This is a genomic window from Candidatus Sulfotelmatobacter sp. (genome assembly GCA_036500765.1).
In the GTDB taxonomy this organism is placed as follows: Bacteria; Acidobacteriota; Terriglobia; order Terriglobales; family Acidobacteriaceae; genus Sulfotelmatobacter.
Genome location: DASYBM010000013.1, coordinates 79,826 through 101,389 on the forward strand (window position 1 = coordinate 79,826; position 21,564 = coordinate 101,389).

General features: G+C 57.2%; 16 protein-coding genes. 15 read left to right on the plus strand and 1 reads right to left on the minus strand.

Features of this window, described 5'->3' with window-relative positions; genetic code table 11:
• Positions 1-93 precede the first annotated feature (93 nt).
• From VGM18_15400 to tssI, 12 genes are all read left to right on the plus strand, one after another.
• The gene (locus VGM18_15400) at positions 94-1,494 is read left to right on the plus strand and encodes a hypothetical protein (GenBank protein HEY3974387.1); all 1,401 of its coding nucleotides are present in this window, start codon (positions 94-96) and stop codon (positions 1,492-1,494) included.
• A gap of 138 nt (positions 1,495-1,632) precedes the next feature.
• Positions 1,633-3,192 carry a type VI secretion system contractile sheath large subunit gene (locus VGM18_15405; GenBank protein HEY3974388.1) on the plus strand — a complete coding sequence of 520 codons (1,560 nt, stop codon included), beginning with the start codon at positions 1,633-1,635 and terminating at the stop codon, positions 3,190-3,192.
• A 285-nt stretch (positions 3,193-3,477) separates the two neighbouring features.
• The gene (gene tssB / locus VGM18_15410) at positions 3,478-3,996 is read left to right on the plus strand and encodes a type VI secretion system contractile sheath small subunit (GenBank protein HEY3974389.1); all 519 of its coding nucleotides are present in this window, start codon (positions 3,478-3,480) and stop codon (positions 3,994-3,996) included.
• On the plus strand, positions 3,989-5,473 hold the full coding sequence (tssC, locus tag VGM18_15415) for a type VI secretion system contractile sheath large subunit (protein ID HEY3974390.1): 1,485 nt from the start codon (positions 3,989-3,991) through the stop codon (positions 5,471-5,473). Before tssB ends, tssC begins: the two co-directional genes overlap by 8 nt.
• 167 nt (positions 5,474-5,640) lie before the next feature.
• A complete protein-coding gene (locus VGM18_15420; protein HEY3974391.1) occupies positions 5,641-6,144 on the plus strand; it encodes a type VI secretion system tube protein Hcp in 504 nt (167 codons plus the stop codon).
• Between the two features lie 142 nt (positions 6,145-6,286).
• A complete protein-coding gene (locus tag VGM18_15425; protein ID HEY3974392.1) occupies positions 6,287-7,009 on the plus strand; it encodes a type VI secretion system accessory protein TagJ in 723 nt (240 codons plus the stop codon).
• Between the two features lie 6 nt (positions 7,010-7,015).
• On the plus strand, positions 7,016-8,842 hold the full coding sequence (gene tssA / locus VGM18_15430) for a type VI secretion system protein TssA (protein HEY3974393.1): 1,827 nt from the start codon (positions 7,016-7,018) through the stop codon (positions 8,840-8,842).
• Between the two features lie 3 nt (positions 8,843-8,845).
• On the plus strand, positions 8,846-9,343 hold the full coding sequence (gene tssE / locus VGM18_15435; GenBank protein HEY3974394.1) for a type VI secretion system baseplate subunit TssE: 498 nt from the start codon (positions 8,846-8,848) through the stop codon (positions 9,341-9,343).
• Positions 9,333-11,165: a type VI secretion system baseplate subunit TssF gene (gene tssF, locus VGM18_15440; protein HEY3974395.1), complete on the plus strand. Its 1,833-nt coding sequence runs from the start codon at positions 9,333-9,335 to the stop codon at positions 11,163-11,165. The genes tssE and tssF overlap by 11 nt, the downstream gene beginning before the upstream one ends.
• Positions 11,129-12,253: a type VI secretion system baseplate subunit TssG gene (gene tssG / locus VGM18_15445; protein HEY3974396.1), complete on the plus strand. Its 1,125-nt coding sequence runs from the start codon at positions 11,129-11,131 to the stop codon at positions 12,251-12,253. Before tssF ends, tssG begins: the two co-directional genes overlap by 37 nt.
• 4 nt (positions 12,254-12,257) lie before the next feature.
• Entirely contained in the window at positions 12,258-15,035 is a 2,778-nt protein-coding gene (gene tssH, locus VGM18_15450) for a type VI secretion system ATPase TssH (protein ID HEY3974397.1), read from the plus strand.
• A 54-nt stretch (positions 15,036-15,089) separates the two neighbouring features.
• Positions 15,090-17,243, plus strand: coding sequence for a type VI secretion system tip protein TssI/VgrG (gene tssI / locus VGM18_15455; GenBank protein HEY3974398.1), 2,154 nt, complete (start codon positions 15,090-15,092; stop codon positions 17,241-17,243).
• On the opposite strand, the gene VGM18_15460 is transcribed toward tssI, so the two are convergent.
• Complete coding sequence (locus VGM18_15460) at positions 17,244-17,633, minus strand: DUF4280 domain-containing protein (GenBank protein ID HEY3974399.1); 390 nt, start codon at positions 17,631-17,633, stop codon at positions 17,244-17,246.
• 164 nt (positions 17,634-17,797) lie between these two features.
• Between VGM18_15460 and VGM18_15465 the strand changes: the two genes are divergently transcribed.
• The 3 genes from VGM18_15465 (at position 17,798) to tssK (ending at position 21,485) form a co-directional block, all read left to right on the plus strand.
• On the plus strand, positions 17,798-18,895 hold the full coding sequence (locus tag VGM18_15465) for a LysM domain-containing protein (protein ID HEY3974400.1): 1,098 nt from the start codon (positions 17,798-17,800) through the stop codon (positions 18,893-18,895).
• 621 nt (positions 18,896-19,516) lie between these two features.
• Entirely contained in the window at positions 19,517-19,873 is a 357-nt protein-coding gene (locus tag VGM18_15470; GenBank protein ID HEY3974401.1) for a hypothetical protein, read from the plus strand.
• A gap of 259 nt (positions 19,874-20,132) precedes the next feature.
• Positions 20,133-21,485 carry a type VI secretion system baseplate subunit TssK gene (gene tssK, locus VGM18_15475; GenBank protein ID HEY3974402.1) on the plus strand — a complete coding sequence of 451 codons (1,353 nt, stop codon included), beginning with the start codon at positions 20,133-20,135 and terminating at the stop codon, positions 21,483-21,485.
• The last annotated feature ends 79 nt before the right edge of the window (positions 21,486-21,564 follow it).

Below are 21,564 nucleotides of genomic sequence, written 5' to 3' on the forward strand. Positions count from 1 at the left end.
AAAAGTGCCACAAAATTCGATCGAGTAAGCATTGCTTAGGGTGCAGTTTTGGCGTAACCTACAACCCGAGTTAGAGCCACTCTCGACTAGAACATGGCGCCGTACGAGCCGAAAATCGACAGCCGGGAATTCGAGGTTGCCAACGCGGAGCAGTATCCGAACGCTTGGAGTGGAGAATCGCGCGCGGATATAACGGAGATCGCGTTTCGCCTTTGGGGTGCCGACCGGTCGCGGGGCAACGCTTTGACGTGGCATACCGAGAACGCCCTGGTGTATCTGATTGCCGACCTGGTGGGCGCGAGTGGGGGACGGATTGCCGAGGACGGTCCTACGATCATGGTGGCGCAGTTCAATAGTCCCGGCCAAGCACTGGTTTCCGCAAAACGCATTCAGACTTCGATTCTGGAGTTCGTAGCCTGCCGCCCGGGCGAACGAATCGGAACAGCGGTTTTTATGTACAAGCCGAGGTCGAGCGAACTGACCGGTTATAGCACTGAACTGGTGCAACTGGCGCTCGAAAAGGCTCTGCCCGGGCAGATCCTGTTAGCGGAGAGCATGTGTGATCGCTTGCGCGACCTTGCCGGTGCGGGATTTCGTCCGATTACAGAGGCGACTGGCGACGGGCAGAGCAGGCTCGTGGAGTTAATGTGGACCAACTCTGAGCGACTCGCTCAACTGCAAAGTTCAGCAGGCGATGAAGATAGACCGGTTGAACCGGTAGGGGGTAGCGGCACTCCGCTCGGCGCCACACGGATCGTCCATTCTCCGATTACGCGGCGCGAACCGTTGAATGAAATTGTCCCGCCAGTGGTCGGAACAGGAAATCTGATGGTTAAGGGAATAGGTGGCGCAACCTCACAGCGCACGGGCCAAGCTCCCAATAGCACGCACGACAGAGCTCCAGTATTCGAACGGTTCGCGGAGAGTCCCAGCCGGGCGTTCACAGATGGGCTGGACGAATTCCGAGATCGACCACTGTTCACGCGCAATAGGATTATCCTGGGCGTATTGGCGTTGGTTCTGGTGGCGGCGGTCGTTGCTGTCCTTTTCCGTCCAACTCAGGTGACGAAACGCCCGACTCAGCCGGTTGAGCCGCATCAAGACCAGATCGTTGGAGCGGAGAGTTCGGGTAAGCCGGCATCGGTTGGAACCGAATCCCCGGACAATAATGCACAGCCGGAAGCAGTGACGGTCAAGCCGAAAGCGAAGGAATCCCCAGCGGCCCCCCAGCAGCAAACGTCGAAAAAATCAACCGACAATCATAAGAGCAAGAAAGAAAATCCGGATGAGCCCGCGGCGCCGCCCTCCGAAGTTGGCGGGTACTCTCAAAAAGACATTCCGTTTTTGCTCACGACGGCTCAAGCGGATCTGGGGGCGGGGCGCTACGATGAGGCCAAGCTAAAATTTAAGAAGGTGCTGGCATTGCAGCCTAGCAATCAAGAGGCAAAAGAAGGGTTGCACAGGCTGGAGCTCTTTTCCAGGGATCAACAATAACGTTGGCCAACAGCGGTTCCGGTTGGCTGCTCTGACCTGTAATTCGTTGCCACCGTCTTTGAGATCGTTCCCCGAATTCGTTCTCCAAGTTCATTCATCGAGTTCGTTCGTCGAGTTCGTTCATCCAAGGACGGCTCTATGCCGAAACCATTTGACTTCGGTGCCATCAATCTGACGACGGGCGAGGATAGCTCAAGAGCGCATCCCACGCCGGAGACACCGTTTTGCGTTGCGATTCTGGGTGACTTCAGTGGGCGGGCGAATCGCAGAATTGTCAACGTCGAGACGATCGGCGAGCGCCGCGCCGTGTTGGTGGATCGAGACAACTTCGATGAAGTGCTGTCCCGCGCAGGCGTTGAAATTCGGCTGGCGATGGGTAACGATTCGCTCCAGTTGCGATTTTCCGAGCTGGACGATTTTCATCCCGACCGCGTTTTTCAAAATCTCGAGATCTTCGGGAAGCTGCGGGACCTCCGGGGACGCCTGCAAGATTCTGCGAGGTTTAGGGAAGCGGCGGATGAATTGGAATTGGGTTCGAGTGCTGCGGTACGAGAGTCTGAAAGGCTAGAAGCCTTGCCTGCGGCTGCCCCAGTCGCCTCTCGATTGGCCTCTGGCAGTCTGCTGGACGAAATGATCGAGCAGAGCGAGGCTCGCGCCATCACGTCTTCGTATGAGAGATCGAATGAACGATCTGGTAAACGGCGCGATGACGTGGGCGAGTTCGCGCGACGGATAGTCGCGCAGCACCTGGTGAACAGTCCTGATCCTCGGCAGCCGGAGGTGCTGGCCGTAATCGACAACGCGATCGGCGGCTTGATGAGCGCGATTCTGCACCATCCCGACTGGCAGGCACTGGAGGCGATCTGGCGGGCGACGTTTCTTCTGGTGCGGCAACTCGAAACCGGGTCGAACCTCAAGCTTTATTTGTTCGATATCACCAAGCAGGAATTGGCGGCCGACCTGGGTTCGGGAAATGACCTGAGGAATACGGGTACTTATCGACTGCTCGTGGAAAAGAGTGTTGGAACTCAAGGCGCTGAGCCGTGGGCAATTCTCGTGGGGAACTACCGTTTCGGTCCGTCGGAGGATGACACAAGACTCCTTTTTCGGATGGCCGAGGTCGCACAAGGAGCTGGCGCGCCATTCCTGGCCGAAGCCGAAGCTCAGCTTCTGGGCTGCTCATCACTCGAGTCCACGCCTCATCCCAGAGAATGGGCTCTGCCCGGGAAACTAGCTCGCTGGTCGGAACTGCGGCGGCAGACGGAAGCATCTGCGGTTGGACTGGCGCTGCCCCGATTCCTGCTCCGTCTGCCATACGGCAAGAAGACCTCAGCTTTAGAGTCATTCGACTTCGAAGAAATGACTGACAAGCGGGTTCACGAAGACTACCTGTGGGGAAATCCGGCTTTTGCGACTGCGCTCCTGCTGGCGGAATCCTTCAGTGAAGCGGGCTGGGAGATGCATCCAGGGAGCGTGGCGCAAATTGACAACCTGCCGATTCATGTCTACAGCCGGAATGGGCAGCTGGAATCGCAGCCGTGTGCCGAAGTTGCGCTGCCCGAGGATGCGGTCGAACGCATGATCGAGGACGGGTTGATTCCGCTGATTTCGTTCAAGGACCGGGACCTGGTGCGCGTGGCGAGATTTCAATCGGTCGCCGATCCAGCGCGGGGCCTGGCGGGACGGTGGGTGAAATAGCGGAGCCCGGATGCAACGTTCGCAGGATTACAAACACTATTCAGCGTGTGTAGAGGCTGATGGGGAGTGGCCGATTCCGCAAACAGTTCTGGAATCCAATAAAAAACGTCTTGGTGCTTGACTGCGGTTGGGGCTTGTGATAAACCGTTGCACCTACGACCCGTACGGCCCTTTGGCGAGAAGTTTTCCTGGACCGTATCGTTCCCCGGTCGCCTGCAATACCGGAATTAAAACAAGCGTCTAATTCAGTACTTCCTCGAAAACGCGAAGAAGTAGGGAGATAACATGGCAAAACCGAGCACGCAGCACAAATTAGATCGGGTGCGTCCGCCTCGCGTACAGATCACCTACGATGTGGAAACCGGCGGCGCGATTGAGATTAAAGAACTGCCGTTCGTCGTGGGAGTCCTGGGCGACTTCACCGGCCAACCCGAACAACCACTACCCAAGTTGAAGGAACGCCGGTTCGTCGAAGTTACCCCTGACAACTTCGATTCCGTGCTGGAAAGCATGAAACCACATTTGTCGTTTGCGGTGGAAAACAAGTTGAGCGAAGACTCGAATGCCGGCCAAATACGCGTCGATCTGAAGTTCAAGAGCCTGGAAGATTTCGAACCCGAGCAAGTAGCGCGGCAAGTAAAACCGTTGAAGGAGTTGCTCGACCTGCGCACGCGGCTCAACGATCTGAAGGGCACGCTCCAGACGAACGACAAACTGGACGAGGCTTTGCTCGATGCGGTGAGCAAAACCGACAAGCTCGACAAACTGAAATCCGAAGTCGGGAAGGGAGAACCCAATGCCTGAGACTGAGAAAATAGCTGGTAGTACAGCCGTAGTAGAACAGGCTGCTCCGTCGAGCCTTCTCGACCAGATCGTGGAACAGGGGCGATTCAGCGATGCGAGTGCGCGGGAGCGTGGCAAGGGGCTGATCAAGGAATTCGTGGCCCAGGTGCTGGAAGGTTCGATGACGCTGGGGCGCGACGCCGACCAGATGATTTCCGCGCGCGTAGCGCAGATCGATCATTTGATTTCGCTCCAGTTAAACGAAGTCCTGCACAATGCGCAGTTCCAGAAACTGGAGTCCACCTGGCGCGGACTGAAGTATTTGCTGGACCAGTCGGAAACCGGCAGTCAGTTGAAGATTCGTATCCTGAACGCCTCGAAGAAGGACTTGCTGCGCGACTTGCAGCGGGCGCCTGAATTCGATCAAAGCGCGATGTTCAAGAAGGTTTACGAAGAAGAGTACGGACTGTTTGGCGGCGAACCGTTCGGCGCCCTGGTGGGCGATTATGAGTTCAGCAAGCATCCGGAAGATTTGGAATTGCTGGAGAAGGTCTCCCAGGTGGCGGCATCGGCTCACGCGCCTTTCCTGTCGGCGGCTTCCTCAGAGTTGCTGAACATGGACAGTTTCACCAATCTGGATCAGCCGCGGGATATCGCCAAGATCTTTGACAGCACCGAGTACGCCAAGTGGAAGGGATTCCGCGAGAGCGAAGACTCTAAGTATGTCTGCCTGACTTGCCCGCGGGTCTTGATGCGTCTGCCGTATGGCAGAGATACTGCGCCGGTGGAGGGATTCAACTTCGAAGAGGGCGTGGACGGCACGGATCACTCGAAGTATCTGTGGGGCAACGCGGCTTTTGCGCTGGCCTCGAAGATGACGCAGGCGTTCGCCACTTACGGATGGTGCGTCGCGATTCGCGGCGTCGAAGGCGGCGGTCTGGTCGACGGACTTCCTTCGCATACCTTCCGCACCGACGAAGGCGATGTCGCTTTGAAGTGCCCGACCGAGATTGCCATCACCGATCGCCGCGAAAAAGAACTGGCGGATCAAGGGCTGGTTTCTTTGGTCCACTGCAAAGGCACGGACAAGGCTGCGTTCTTCAGCATCCAGTCCTGCAACAAGCCCAAACTGTATGACAGCGATGCGGCGACGGCCAATGCGCGGATTTCGGCGCAGTTGCCGTACATGATGGCGACCTGCCGTTTTGCCCATTACCTGAAGGCGATGATGCGCGATAAAATCGGCGGCTTCATGTCACGCGACGATTGCTGGCGCTTCCTGAATCGCTGGATCGGCCAGTATGTCACGCAAGACGACAAGGCTACCCAGACGACCAAAGCCAAGTTCCCCTTGCGCGAAGCGAGGGTGGATGTGGAGGAAGTCAAAGGCAAGCCCGGAGTTTATCGTGCGATCGCTTATCTGCGGCCTCACTTCCAGCTCGACGAATTGAGTGTATCTCTCCGGTTGGTGGCGGAGTTGCCGGCGGCAGCAAAGTAAGTAAATCCGTTCGTGGGCGTTTTAAACAGGGCTCGCTAAACAAGTCTGGATAAACGAAGTCTCGATAAACGAAGTCTCGATAAACAAAGTCTCGATAAACAAAGTCTCGATAACCAAGGCCCCCAGCGGGTCTTGAATTCAGCAGGTCGAATCAGGAGGAAAGCAAAATGCCAGGCGATCACTATCTTTGGATCAAAGGGGTAAAGGGAGAGTCGGCGGCGCAGGGCCTTACGCCTGACCCCGGCTCAGATGGCTACATTGAACTTAGCAGTTTTTCGTTTGGGGCATCCAATCCCGCCGATGTGGGCGGAGGCGGTCTGTCCGCGGGCAAGTGTTCGTTGTCGGACTTCAGCTTTACCTGCGACCTGGATTCCTCCAGCTACCAGATTCTGAAGAATCTCTACAACGGCACGCACATCGACACGTGCACCTTTATCAGCCGCAAGTCGACGGGCGCCGCCACACCGTTCACCTACATCGAGGTGGACATGTCCGATTGCTACATCACCAGTCATAGTACGGGCGGCGGATCGTCAGGAGTGCCATCCCAAAGCGTCAGCTTTGCGTACGCCAAGGTGGAGTTCCAGTACAGCACGCAAGACACGGATTCCGGCGCGGTTACCCAGGCCGGTGCCGCGACTTACGACATCCGCCTGACGCAACAGACATAGCTGGGCGAGACTGGCTTGGCAAGTGTTTGGCGGTTGTAACCTGGAAGTTGGAATACGCGAGGCATCTTCAGGGCGGGTCTTGCTCGGTACATGTGAGCCGCGCCCGGAGGTGCCTCGCCTTAATTGCAATAGCGGGTGGGCTATGAATGCGCAGGAACTATATCGGGCGGGCCGGTTGTCGGAGGCGATTACCGCCTTGGGCGCGGAGGTTCGCGAAAACCCGATCGACGCCCGTCGACGAACTTTTCTCTTTGAGTTGCTCTGCTTTGCGGGCGAATACGCCCGAGCGGACAAGCAACTCGAAGTTCTAGGCCAAGCCGGGCCATCGAGTGAAATCGGCGTCATGCTGTATCGCAGCGCTTTGTACGCCGATCGGCAACGTCAGGATTTGTTTGCCAACAGCGCGCCCGCAGCCGCGGCAGAACCTGCGGGAACGGCCACGGTCGGCATGTTCAACGGAAAGCAGTTCGAATCGCTCACCGACGCAGACCCGCGGATTGGGCCCAGGCTTGAACTTTACGCTGCCGGAAATTATCTCCTGCTGCCCTTCGAACACATCGCATCGATTCACATCCAGCCGCCGAAGCGGTTGCGCGATCTTTTATGGACGCCGGCAGCCGTCCGCACCAATTCGTCATTCAAGGGCGCGGAACTGGGCGAAGTTTTGCTTCCGGTGTTAGCGCCATTTTCGTGGAAGCACGCCGATGAGATTGTGCGCCTGGGGCGGGCAACGGTTTGGGAGTCGCAGCAAGGCTACGACGAGCAGATTCCCGTGGGCCAGAAGATGTGGCTGGTGGACGATGAGGAAATTCCGTTTTTGGAGTTGCGCGCGCTCGAGTTCGATTCCGCTGCCGTGGCCGCCTGATCCATCATGCCTTTTCCCGACGAACTGCTGAATCCTATCGAGGGGCCGAATCCCAGTGGCGCAAACCTTCGCTACGATCCCATTTACGACAAAATCAAAGAGGCTCGCAGGGAGGAAGATCAGCCCCCGCCGGGGATGACCGAGCGCGACCGCAAAGTCGCCGACAATAGTTCGGTCATCAAGCTGTCCACCGACGCCCTCACCAACAAAAGCAAAGACTTGCAAATTGCCGCGTGGCTCACCGAGGCCATGCTGAAGAAAAATGGTTTTGGTGGACTGCGCGGCGGACTGGCGCTCTGCCACGGCCTCATCGAGAAATTCTGGGACACGCTGTATCCGGAACTGGAGGACGAAGACTCCTCGTCGCGCGGCGCTCCATTGGGATTTATCGGCAGTAAGTTGGAAATTCCCGTGAAGCTGGTTCCGATGGTCGAAAAAGCCTCCTACGGTTTGCTCGATTACCAACAGTCTCGCGATGTTGGCTACGAAGATCAAGCCAAAGCGGACGATGCCAAAAAGAGGCGGGCAGCCGCTGTCAAGGAAGGGAAGCTCACCCCGGAAATTTTTGATCGAACCTTCGAGGAAACGCCGAAGAAGTTTTATGCGCAGGCGGAGAAAGATCTCGACGGTTGCATCGAAACGCTGGCTCAGCTCAAAAAATCGTGCGATCCCAAGTTCGGCGATGAGGGGCCATCGTTCGGCAAGTTGGAGACGGCGCTGACCGCAACCCGACATCTCATTCACGGCTTTCTGGAGAAGAAGCGCGAGAAGGAACCAGATCCGGTGGAAGTGGTTCCCACCGCCGAGATTGCTGAAGGCGCGGCGGCCGACGGTTCGGCTGCGGCTGCGAGCGGGGGATCGAGTCCAGTTCGAACTGGGGTTCTGATTTCGCTGGATAGTTCGTCGGAACCTCCCGACCGAATCGATGCGATTCGCAAAGTGGCTGAGGCCGCTGCATTTCTGCGGCGGCGCGAGCCTCAGAGCCCGGCCTCGTACTTGATGCTACGCGGTCTGCGTTGGGGAGAATTGCGTGCGGCCGTTGACCTGGCGGATCCGACGCGGCTGGAAGCTCCTCCAACCGAATTGCGCCGGCATTTGAAAAGGCTATTGCTGGATAAAAAGTACGATCAGTTGCTGGAAGCCGCCGAGAGTGCGATGGCGCTTCCGTGCAGCCGCGCCTGGCTCGACCTCCAGCGCTTCGTGGTAGAAGCATGCGATGGTCTGGGCAGCGGCTATGAAGCGATTGCCCGGGCGATTCGCTCGGAGTTGAAAGCGCTGATCGCCGATATTCCACAGCTGCTCGATGCCACTCTCATGGACGAAACCCCGGCGGCGAATGCGGAGACACGGGCCTGGCTGATATCTCTAAGCCAATCGCCAGCCGAACAGAAGCCAGTTGTTGAAGCCGAATTGACAGGCTCAGCAAATTCCAACGGAGCGGCGTCACGATGGCCGGGACAATCGACCGACGCTTATGTTTCCGCGCTGCAATTCTTGCGCGAAGGCCAGGAGCGGAAGGCATTCGAAATATTGCAACAGGATATTGTGCGCAAACGCTCAGGCCGCGAACGCTTCCGACGGCGAATGCAGCTCGTCCAGATTTGCGCTTCTACCAACAAAGGCAACGTCGCGCAGCCGATTTTGGATGATCTGGCTGCAGCCATCGAACTGCACAAGCTTGATGAGTGGGAGGACCCGGGTGTGGTGGCGAGCGCGTTGGCCACCATTATGAAAATGAGCACCAAGATTCAGGCGGACAAGGCCCAGCAGCAAAAACTATTCGAGCGCATCTGCCGGCTCGATCCGGCCCAGGCGCTGGGAGATGGGAAGTAAGTCATGGCCAGGCGCGATGCCAACGGACCGGTTACGCTCTCGGTGCTCGACCGGCTGATCGACCGCGATCCCAAAAATCGCTCGGAGATTCCCTTTACCCGCGCGCAGTCGTTGCGCGAGTTGAAACTGGGACTGAAGCGCGACCTAGAATGGCTGCTCAATACCAGAAAGACGATCGAACCTGCTGCGGACTCGGCGCGTGAGACCGTTCGCTCGGTTTACCACTACGGGTTCGCGGACATTTCTTCCAAGTCGGTCCTGTCGACCCGCGACCATAGCGATCTGCTGCGTGACATGGAAGCTGCAATCACCATCTTCGAGCCTCGCCTGAAGCGCCCCAAAGTTCGCATGGAGCAAGTGCAGGGCCGCGATCGGATTTTGAAATTCGTGATCGAAGGGCTGCTTTGCATGGACCCCGCGCCAGAGCCTGTGCGTTTCGATACGGTCCTCGAACTCGGCAAGGGCGAGTACGAAATCAAGGGGGCTGACCTTGCGCAATGAGCTAAGAAATTACTACGAGAGTGAGCTCACGTTTCTGCGCCAGATCGGAGCCGAGTTCGCCGACAAGTATCCTAAGATTGCGTCGCGCCTGGTACTCGAACCGGACCGCTGCGAAGATCCGCATGCGGAGCGGATGCTGGAAGCGTTTGCTTTGCTGGCGGCGCGGGTGCATCTGCGCATCGACGACGACTTTCCCCAGATCACCGAAGCGCTCCTGAACATTCTTTATCCGCATTATCTGAGGCCAGTGCCGTCGATGACCGTGGCGCAGTTCCATACGGACTCGGAACAGGGCAAGATGACCAGCAGCCTGAAGATTCCGAAGGGAACGGTTCTGTATTCGCGTCCCGTGGAAGGAGTACCGTGCAAATTCCGAACGTCCTACGAATGCACGTTGTGGCCCTTCAAAGTTTCCCAGGCTCAGTGGATGACTCCGGACCGCATACGCCCTGCGTTGCGCGCCTCCGAGGCCGCCGTCCTGCGAGTCGAGCTCGAATGCTTTCCCGACGTGTCCTTCGAAAAACTCGACCTCGAGACGCTGGCGTTTTACCTGAACGGCGAGAGCGCAGTGGTGCACGGACTGTATGAATTGCTGTGCCGAAACTGCGTTCGGATTCTGCTACGCGATCCCGCGAATCCGAAGGCGCCCGTGCGCGAGATTCCGGTGCGGAATCTGCAACCGATGGGTTTCGGAGAAGACGAAGACGTATTGCAGTATCCCAGGCGATCATTTGTGGGATACAGGCTGTTGCAGGAGTATTTTGCGTTCCCCGAGAAATTCTTCTTCATGAGGCTGAAAGGGCTTTCGGAATTACAGCGCGCGGGGCTCACGACGAAGGCCGAGCTTCTGTTTATGATCTCGCCGTTTGAACAGGATGGCCGCCATCAGCGCCTGGAAGTGGCTGTGAATGCCAAGACGCTCCGCCTGGGATGCACGCCGATCATCAATCTATTCGCGCAGACCGCCGAGCCGATTTTGGTAGACCAGACGCGTTATCAGTATCCGATTGTGCCCGACGCGCGGCGCCGGCAAACCATGGAAGTTTATTCCGTCGACGAAGTGGTCAGCACCGACGCGGAGACACATGAAACGGTACGGTATCACCCACTTTATTCGGAGAAGCACGTGGTGCAGGGCACGACTCCGGCGTACTGGTACGTGACCCGCTCGGCTTCGACGCGCAAGGGCGATGAGGGCACGGATGTATTCCTGTCGCTGGTCGATCTTTCCGCTCGTCCGATGCAGCTTGACTTCGACACGGTGACGGTGCGGAGTACCTGTACGAATCGCGACCTCGTTACGCGTCTACCCTTCGGCAGCGAGAACGGCGATTTCGAAATGACGGGAGGGGCGGCGATCAAGCGCATAGTGGCGCTGCATAAGCCGACGCGAACGCTGCGCCCTCCGTTGGATGGTAAGACGCTGTGGTGCCTGATCTCGCATTTGTCGCTGAACTATCTTTCGATTGTGGAAGACGGCAAGGAAGCGCTGCAAAAGATTCTCGAGCTATACGATTTCTCCGATTCGCCGGATACAAAAAAGCAGATTGGCGGAATCACCACTGTAGATGCGAAGCGGCACTTCACGCGAGTGATCTCAGAACACGGAATCGGTTTCGCCCGCGGGACGCGGGTGGAAATTGAATTCGATGAAGAGCAATTCAGCGGCGGCGGCGCTTACTTATTTGCCAGCGTGCTCGAAAAATTTCTGGGTCTGTATGTCTCGATGAACAGTTTCAGCCAACTGGTGGCGCGCAGCCGGCAGAGAAAGGAGCCGTTGGAAGAGTGGGCACCGAGAGCAGGACAGTCGGTACTAATTTAACGGCGGTTGATGCGGCGGCACCCGAGCAAGCATTGTCGGATCAAGCTTCATCAGATCGAGCCGCTCCTGATCTAGCTCTGTCCGAAGTCGCCGAGAAGCTCCGTCGCGAGCCTTTCTCCTTCGACTTCTTCCAGGCCGTGCGTCTGCTGGAGCGGTTTTTACCGGAGCGGACTTCAGTGGGCCAATTCGCGCATCCGGAAACCGAAGTGGCGCGCTTTGGAGCGAATCCCTCGCTAGCGTTTCCGGCCAGCCAGATCCAGGGAATGGAGTGGCCTGAGCAGAAGCCAGCGCACATGACGGTCAATTTCATGGGCTTGACCGGTCCCGAGGGGGTTCTGCCCAACCCTTATACGACCCTGCTCATTGAGCGGTTGCGGTTCAACGATTCGGCTCCTCGGGATTTTCTGGACATTTTCAATCACCGGATGATCTCGCTGTTTTACCGGGCGTGGAGAAAATATCGCTTCGATGTGGCATGCGAAGAGGGCGAGCGCGATTTATTTTCGCGCCATTTGCTGAGCCTGCTGGGATTGGGTACGGATGGTCTGCGCGATCGCCAAGCGGTGACCGATGACACGCTGATTTATTATGCCGGCTTGCTGGCGCAGCGGCCGCGATCGGCGCAGGCGTTGCAACAGATTCTGGCGGACTATTTCGAAGTACCGGTTGCGATTGAGCAATTCGCGGGAGGCTGGTATCGCCTGGATCGCGAGACGCAGTGCCGCTTTTCAGACGGCAAAAGCGAGAGCGATGAACTCGGCTTTGGCGCAGTCGTGGGCGACGAGGTGTGGAACCAGCAGTCGAAGGTGCGCGTGGTTCTGGGTCCGTTGTCGCTGGAGCGCTATGCGGATTTTCTTCCCGATGGCTCGGCTTGGGAAACGCTGCAGGCCTGGGTGCGTTTTTTTTCGAACGACGAATGGGATTTCGAAGTGCAATTGATTTTGGAACGCGAGCAGGTCCCGGCCTGCACGTTGGGGGCGGAAGGCGTATCTGGTCCGCAATTAGGCTGGGTGTCGTGGGTGAAGTCTGTTCCCTTCAACCGCGACCCGGACGATACCGTGCTGGCGCTGAAAGCAGCAGAAGGGTGACGCCATGAACCTGAAATCTTTAATCGGAAAGTTGAACGATTCTACACGCGCGACGCTGGATGCAGCGGCATCGTTCTGCCTGGCGCGCAGGCACTATGACGTCGAAGTCGAGCACTACCTGACGAGATTGCTGGATTCGACGGACAACGACGCGGCCGCGATTTTCAAACACTTCGAAGTCGATACCTCGAGATTTTCTGCGGAACTGGCGCGGGCGCTGGACAAGCTGAAAACGGGCAACGCACGGACGCCCTCTTTAAGTCCGACGGTTATGAGAATGCTGATTGAGGCCTGGACGATCGGCTCGATCGACTACAGCGCTGCGCAGGTGCGCACCGGCTTCACCATTCTCGCGCTGGCGACACATGACGAATTGGTGCGGCTGATGCGCGAGGTGAGCCGCGAATTTCAGAAGATTCAGGCGGATGAGTTACGCAAGGACTTCGCCTCCATCGTCGGGAATTCGATCGAGGAGGAACAGGCAGCGGCAGCAGTTGCCGCGGCGGCGGCCCCGGGTGCCTCTGCGAACGCGTCGCGCCCCGGCGGCAAGACTCCCAATCTTGACCAGTTCACTATCAATCTCACGGAGAAAGCCAAGACCGGGAAGATTGATCCAGTGCTGGGGCGCGATTTTGAGATTCGCCAGGTGGTCGACATCCTGATGCGGCGTCGGCAGAATAACCCGATTCTTACCGGCGAAGCGGGAGTGGGGAAGACCGCCGTGGTAGAAGGCTTTGCGCTGCGCGTCGCCGACGGCGATGTGCCTCCGCCGCTGCGCAATGTCACGGTGCGCACTCTTGATCTGGCTCTCCTGCAAGCGGGAGCGGGTATTAAAGGTGAATTTGAAAATCGACTGAAGGGCCTGATCGAAGAAGTGAAGGCATCGCCCATTCCGATCATTCTGTTCATCGACGAAGCCCACACCATGATCGGAGCGGGCGGGCAGGCGGGGCAGGGAGATGCGGCGAATCTATTGAAGCCGGCGCTGGCGCGCGGCGAGTTGCGCACCATCGCCGCCACGACCTGGTCGGAATACAAGAAATACTTCGAGAAAGATCCTGCGCTGGCTCGCCGTTTCCAAGTCGTAAAGGTGGAAGAGCCGGTTGAGATGCAATGTATGACCATGCTGCGCGGCATTGTCCCGTCGCTGGAGAAGCACCATAAGGTCCGCATTTTGGATGAGGGATTGAATGCCGCCGTGCATCTTTCACACCGCTATCTCGCGGGTAGGCAGTTGCCCGACAAAGCGGTGAGCGTGCTCGACACGGCGTGTGCGCGGTTGGCGCTGGGACAAAGCGCAACTCCGCCTGCCATTGAAGACAGCGTTCGGCAGATCGACGATTTCGCGGTGCAGAAACGCATTCTGGAACGGGAAGCCTTGGTGGGCACAGACCATCGCGAGAGACTGCAGGAAATTGCCACGAAGAGCGCGGAAATCGAATCGCGTCTGGCCGGCTTACGAACCCGTTTTGAGAAAGAACGCGACCTGGTGACGACGATTCGCGACTTGCGGTCGCAACTCGAGGGCGCGGCTGCCCAGAATGGCAACGCCGCTGCACATGCCGAAATACCTGGAGTCGCGACCGGGCCCTCAGGGTCAACCGCTCCGGGCGATGCTGCTACAGCTCCAGCCTCTGCTGCTTCGTCATCCTCTAGCACGGCGACCGCGGTCGAAGAAGCCCCCAAGGCCGTGGATGTAACCGCCATGCGCGCTCAATTAGCGCAGGCCGAGAGTGATTTAGCAGTGTTGCAGGGCGAGTCTCCGATGATCCGCGTCGCCGTCGATGCTCAGCTGGTCGGCGAAGTGATCTCGGCCTGGACGGGAATTCCCGTCGGCAAAATGATGAAGGACGAAATTTCTACGATCCTTTCTCTGCCGAACTTTTTGGGCCAGCGCGTGATTGGGCAGATCCACGCGCTCGAAATCATCAGCCAGCGCATCTCGACCTCGCGTGCGCGTCTCGACGATCCCAACAAGCCAATCGGAGTTTTCATGCTGGTCGGGCCCAGCGGAGTGGGCAAGACCGAAACCGCACTGGCGCTCTCCGATCTTCTGTACGGCGGTGAGAGAAATCTGATCACGATCAACATGTCGGAGTTCCAGGAAGCGCATACCGTGTCGACGCTGAAGGGTTCGCCTCCGGGCTACGTGGGATATGGCGAAGGTGGGGTACTGACCGAGGCAGTCAGGCGCCGGCCGTATTCGGTGGTGCTGCTCGATGAAGTCGAGAAAGCGCATCCCGATGTGCTTGAGCTTTTCTACCAGGTCTTCGACAAGGGACACATGGAAGACGGCGAGGGCCGCGAAATCGATTTCAAGAACACGATTATCATTCTCACGACCAATGCAGGCACTGACACCATGGCGAAACTGTGTGCCGACCCCGAGACAATGCCGGGGCCCGAAGGCCTGGTGAAAGCGCTGAAGCCGGAACTCAATAAGATTTTCAAGCCGGCATTTCTGGGTCGCATGGTGCTGATTCCGTACTTCCCCATTCGCGACGAAAATCTGAAGCAGATTATCCGGCTGAAGCTGGGAAAGATTCAGCGCCGCATGCAGGAAAATCACAAAATCGAGATGACCTTCGATGGCGCGCTGGTAGACGCGGTTGCGAGTCGCTGTACGGAAGTAGAAAGTGGCGCGCGCAATGTGGATAACATTCTCACCAACACGCTGCTGCCCGACATTTCGCGACAGCTTTTGGGACGGATGGCGGCGAATGAGCCGATGGAGCGAATTCATGTTGGCATTAGCGCCGATGGGGCATTCGATTATCGATAGCTTCGCCTATCAATATCCTGCATGTCTTGCAAGTAGTCAGGGAAGGACCGCTTCGTGCCGGACGACAACACTTACACACAAGATGACCGTCTGATTGCCCTCGATACTCCGCTGGGAAAAGATGTGCTCCTGTTGCAGCAATTGACGGGATACGAGGGGATTTCGCGGCTCTTCAATTACGAATTGGATCTGCTGGCCTACGATAACGATTCCATTGCCTTCGACAGTATCGTCGGGCAGAAAGTCTCCATCACGATCCAGCTTCCAGATGGCACGCCGCGCTATATCAGCGGCTACGTGAGCCGTTTTACGCAAGGGGACACCGACGACCGGATGTTCACGCATTACCGCGCGCAGGTTGTCCCGTGGTTATGGTTTTTGACGCGGCAGGCGGATTGCCGTATTTTTCAGAACCTCGCGGTGAATGACATTATTAGCGAGGTGTTCAATCTTTTCGATTTCAATGATTTCCGACTCAACCTTACGGGCAGCTACCCTGAGCTCGAATATTGCGTGCAGTATCGCGAGACTTCGTTCAACTTCGTTTCGCGGCTGATGGAAGAGTTTGGCATTTTCTATTACTTCGATCACACCACGGAAGGCAAACACACGATGGTGCTCGCCGACCAATCCAGTACGCTTCCGGCGTGCCCCAGTTCGCCGATCAGTTACGACACGCAGGTCGGCGGCCTCGAAGATGCCGAAGCGATCGACAACTGGCACGTCGGGCAGGAAGTGAGGACCGGGAAATACACGGTCACCGACTATAATTTCACCACTCCTTCCACGAGCTTGCTGGCGAACGACCCGACCGTGATCGACCTCTCTGCCAGTCAACCGCTGGAACTGTTCGACTACCCTGGACTGCACACCACCAAGGATGAGGGCGACACGGTGGCCAAGGTGCGCATGCAGGAAGAGGAGGCGGTTTACATGGTGGTGACTGGGACGGGAAACTGTCGCGGCCTGGTGTCGGGCTATTCGTTCGAATTGCAGAACCACTATCGCGATGACCAGAACACCAACTACGTGGTCACCGAAGTTCGGCACTTTGCGACGGTAGGGCAAACGTACACCGGCGACAAAGAGGGGACGGAAGAATATTCCAACAATTTCAGCTGCATTCCCGCATCGGTAACTTATCGTCCCGCGCGAATAACGCCAAAGCCATTTGTGCAGGGACCGCAACCGGCGTTGGTGGTGGGAAAAGCGGGTGAGGAAATCTGGGTCGACCAATACGGGCGCGTCATCGTGCAGTTCTACTGGGACCGGTTGGGACAACAGAACGAGAACAGCTCCTGCTGGATTCGTACCTCTCAACCGTGGGCCGGCGGAAACTGGGGAGCGATGTGGATTCCGCGCATCGGACAGGAAGTGCTGGTCAGCTTTCTGGAAGGTGATCCGGACCGTCCGGTCATCACCGGACGGGTCTACAACGCGAACCAGATGCCGCCGTATACTCTGCCGGATTACCAAACGCGCAGCACCTTCATGTCGCGCAGTTCCAAAGGCGGAGGCACATCCAACTACAACGAACTTCGTTTCGAAGATCTGAAGGGGCAGGAACAGATCTTCATGAATGCCGAGAAAGATATGGACCTACGCGTGGAAAACGACTCGCGGGAATTCATTGGCGCCAACCGGCATCTCATCGTGACCACGAACCAGGTCGAGCAGATCCAGACCGACAAGCATCTGCATGTACAGGGCAGCCATTTTGAAAAGATCGACACCGATATGTCGCTGAACGTTGGCGGAAATCAGATGGAGAGCGTGACCGGCAACAAATCGCTCAACGTAACGGGCGATCAGAAAGAAAGTGTTACCGGGAATGTCTCGCTCAGTGTGACCGGCAACCAGAGCGAGAGTGTAACCGGCAATGTATCGCTGTCGGTGACAGGGGGAAAAGACGACTCCATCACTATGGGTTACGCGATGACCGCGATGAGTATCCATCTCAGTGCAGAGACGGGCATCGTGATTGAATGTCCGCTGGGAATCACGCTCAGTTCGGGCGCCAACTCTATCGACATCGGACCCACGGGCGTGTACGTCACAGGAACCCCCTTTGCTTACATCAACAGCGGTAGTTCTCCGGCCAGTACCAGTGACCCCAGCGCCGGGTCGCCGGACAGTCCTGATTCTCCGACCGATCCCAACGATCCCGATACGGCCGACGACGGCAGCAAGGGTACGAAGTTGAATTGACTACGGCACCATCACCGTGAACTCGCCGGGAGTGACGAAAGTGATGACGCCGGCCCACATGCACATGTTCATCGAAGTATTGTCGAGAGTGGGCATGTTGCCGAGCATTACGGTCGGAGCTCCGGGCACCCAGGGCGAGGTGGTGGCCGGAATGCAGGGCATGGGAGTAAGGACGCCCATGGCGGCTGCGGTAGCCGCCGCTACCATGGGGTTCGCCGGCGACATGCACATGCCGAAGGGCATGATGTTTACCAGCGGAATATAGTCCATGATGTTGGCGTCAGGAACTTCGTCGGTCATGACGCGGTTGATGGGCAGAACCATGAGCGTGCTTGGAGCCATCCCCATGGTGCACATCATGGATGCCCCCATGCAAACTTGCATCGGCATATGAGAACCTCCTGCCAGCCGGTTGCACGGCATTTTAGCAAAGTTGGAAGTGAATGCAATGGAAAGGATCGGAGACTTGCCCTGGGTTTTTCGGGCTGGACGCTCCCTTCTCTCTTCGTAGAAGAGATAGGTTCTCAACCTGATGCGCACTGGTGAGGAAGCGAATGCTAAAACCCAAAGTTACGAAATATAGAGTCGTCGAAGGGGATTGTCTTTGGAAGATTGCGCAGGCCCAATACGGCAATCCAACGGTGTGGCCTGAGATCGCCGAGGTCAACCAACTACCCGATCCCGACCTGATTCTGATTGGGATGACGCTTCGCCTGGAACCGGTTCACGCACACCGCTATCATCCTCACTCTGCGCATCCCGGGCACGGCGCCGCTGGCGCAGCCAAGACCCCGCATTCGGTTGGAACCAATCCCACGCCGCCGTTCCGCCTCGATGCCCCTAACGCGGTAGATTCGGGTGCCGTGCCAAAGAGCGCCAAACCCGGGCAAACCGTGACACCGGCCGCGATGCCCCAGGGGCACCTTCAGCAGGCGATCAGTATGGTGCGCGGGACAGGCACCTCCCTCGCTCTCGCGGTGCTGCCGCCCGCGGTTCGATACAAATTCGACGATTTGGCAGCCATTACGTTGTCGAGCTGGGAAGTGGATATGGTGCTACGGTTTATTGGGGAAGTGAGCCTCCAACTGAAAGGAAAGATGACGGAAGTAGAGCTCAGCCAAAGAGGAACGCTGACTGGAAAACTGAAAACCCAATACGACTCGGAGTTCGGAAATCTGTTGGGACAGGTGAAGGTTGGATTCAATTCGCAGACCAAGGCTGCACAATTGTCCTGTAACTTGGCCGTGGCTGCCAAGCTGGATGGACAAGTGTTCGTAGTCACCCAATTTGAACCGATCCCGCCCAATCGCCTGAAATATTCTTATAAGCCGCGCGGCATCCAGGGCGAATTCGGAAAAATTACCTTTAGCGGCACTTTCGGGTTCGAATTGGAAGTAATCCTCAAGGGCCCCGGCGCTCCCCCGAGCGCGGAACCAATGCCCGAGCCCGAGCCGGCAGCGGTACCCCTCCGGCCAAGGCCTAGTTTCTGGACTCGAAATCTTGCCGACGCTCTGGTGGTTGCCGGGACCGCGATCATCATTGTCGATGTGGTTAAGGATGCCGCCACATTTGGAGCCGGAACTGTGGAATCGCCGCTTTCGTTCTCCGCCGCTGCGGCGCTTTTTGCGAAAGCAGCGGCGATGGCTCCGTAACAACATGAGTCGAAGAATCAGTGGAATTGTCGCTGTCCTAATCGGATTCCTGTTTGCGCTCCAAAGCCTGTGTTGCTTTGCTACCGCATCGTCCTTCGCCGCAATGTTCCGCGGGGCCCAGAATGTCAGCGCCAATGATCCCCTGCCCCAAGTGGTTTGGCAGTATGCAGTTGCCGGTTGTCTGTGGTTAACGGCAGGAATTATCTACCTTCTCAACCCAATGCGGATTCGCCGATGGTGCGTGGTACTGGCAGTGGTTGCTTTGTTTTACGGGTTACAAGGCTATCGTCAGACCGAACCGATCCTGCTTTCCTGGTCAGGAATTTTCCATGGGGATTTCGTTGCACTAGGAGCAGCCAGTGCCGCGATAACTTGCCTGCTCGGGGCACTGGGTATTTGTCACTGGGCGCTTGAGCGAAGATTACAATAAATGCTCCAGATTTGCGTCGGGCCCGGAAATCATGCCGCAGAAACCAAGGGCCGATTCGTTTTCATAGCTTCGCCTGGAGGGAACCCCTCCCGTTAACCCGGAAAGAACCTTAGTAACGTTGCTGCCAGCCCTAGCATCCTACACTATTGATAGATAGATACACAGAAGGTGGACCTTCTGGAGGGTAGGGTATGGCGAAAATCAAATTGACCTCGGGAATGTGGAGAATCGATCCCCAGAAGTGGTCGCGAGTGATCGATCGATGTGGGCAACCGGTGGCATCAGTCGATGCGGACGCAGATTCCAACGGTAATGCCAGCCTGATAGCCGCGGCGCCGGACATGTTCGAGTTGCTTCAGGAGTTGGAGAATGAAGCATCCATTTCGGAAGGAGTGCGGGAAGAGATTCAATTGGTTTTGCGCCGCGCGCGCGGCGATTTTGGCCTGGCGATTTTCTCCCGCAGTGCAGCCCGCGTGCTACGCGCCAGAACACAAGAGTGGCTCAAGTTCATGGAAGGCCTGTGGAAGTCGGGCGACGCGAAAGCATAACCGCTCCAGCCAGTTCCATCGAATCCGGTAGCAGCACAAACGACTGTCCATTCCTGGCGGCGTCGCATCCTTAAAATTCAGCAGTTCGGGGCTTTCCCGTGCATTCCATTCCTTCTCGGCGGATTTTGGGCTCCGAAACTTTTCGATCCTGATTTGCCCTTTGCTTCCTGGCGCAGGAATTGCTATCGTGGGCAACCGTGCCCAGAATGGCTTGGCATTGTTGTTCCGGGCCGGCCCAAGTGTTCCTCGCCGCGATTCTATGAAGCAGCTCAAGCCAGTTCTGTGGACGAAGGGAACATTCCTGACGCCCCAACATCTCCAGGTGCAGGATCGCTTCATCGAGGACGCGCTCAATTTTCGACTACAAGCGCTCAAGTTCTGTCCGTGGGGTTTTCGCGATCTGGCGATCAATGCGGAACTGCTGGCGGAAGGGCAGTTTGCAGTGACGCGCGCCACCGGCATTTTTCCAGACGGGCTGCTCTTCGAGATTCCGGAGGCCGACCCCCCGCCGCCATCCAAATCGCTGGAAGAATTCTTCGAGCCCGGGGTGAAGAGCCTCGATATGTACCTCGCGATTCCTGACTATCGGCAACGGGGATTGAATGTTTCGACCGGCAAGGAAGGAGGCACGCGGTATCTCGCGGAAGTTACCGAGTTTCGCGACGAAAATACCGGCAGCAGCGAGAAATTGATCCAGGTGGCGCGGAAGAATATGAGGCTGCTGTCGGATTCGGAGAACCGCGAAGGCTCTTCCGTGTTGCGCATTGCGAACGTGGAAAAAACTGCGGCTGGCACGTATCAGTTGAATCCTCGATTTATTCCACCACTGATCGAGATTGGCGCGAGCGAGTATCTAGTCGGATTGTTACGCGGCCTGGTGGAGTTACTCTCGGCCCGCAGCACGCAGCTTTCGGCCGGACGGCGGCAGAAAAACCAGAGCCTGGCCGATTTCACCGCTTCCGATATAGCCAACTTTTGGTTGCTGTATACCGTCAATTCCAACTTCCCGGCATTTTCCCATCTGTATGAGAGCAAGATGGGTCATCCCGAGGAGTTGTACGCGGCGATGGTGGCGCTGGGAGGATCGCTCACGACATTTTCTCCCAAGCTCCGGCCACGCGATCTGCCGCTCTACGTGCACGATTCCCTGGGCCCGATTTTCTCGGAACTCGATGAAAAGCTCCGCTTGTTGCTGGAAACGGTAGTGCCGACGAACCTGGTTTCGCTGCCGCTGAAGTTTGCGCAGGACTCCATTTACTCCACAGCCATTGACCACGATAAGTATCTGACGAATACGCGCATGTATTTGGCGCTAAGCGCCGAAACCACCGAAGAAACCATCATTCAGAAGGTGCCACAACTGGTGAAAGTCTGTTCGGCGACGCACATTGAGCACCTGGTGAGGCAGGCCTTACCAGGAATTCAGTTGCGCCATCTGACCAATCCGCCCAGCGCGATTCCAGTGAAATTGAAGTATCAGTATTTTGCGTTGAACCAATCGGGACCTGCGTGGGAGGCTGTAACCCGTGCCAGAAATTTCGCGGCTTATGTTCCGGGCGATCTTCCGAATCCCACCCTCGAATTGTTGATCCTCTTGCCCCAAGCGAACTGAAAGCCGCCGTTTGCAATTCGGCTACGCGCCGGGATTGGTTGGCCATGAGATCCCGCTCAGCGACGTGCTCTTAGCTTTC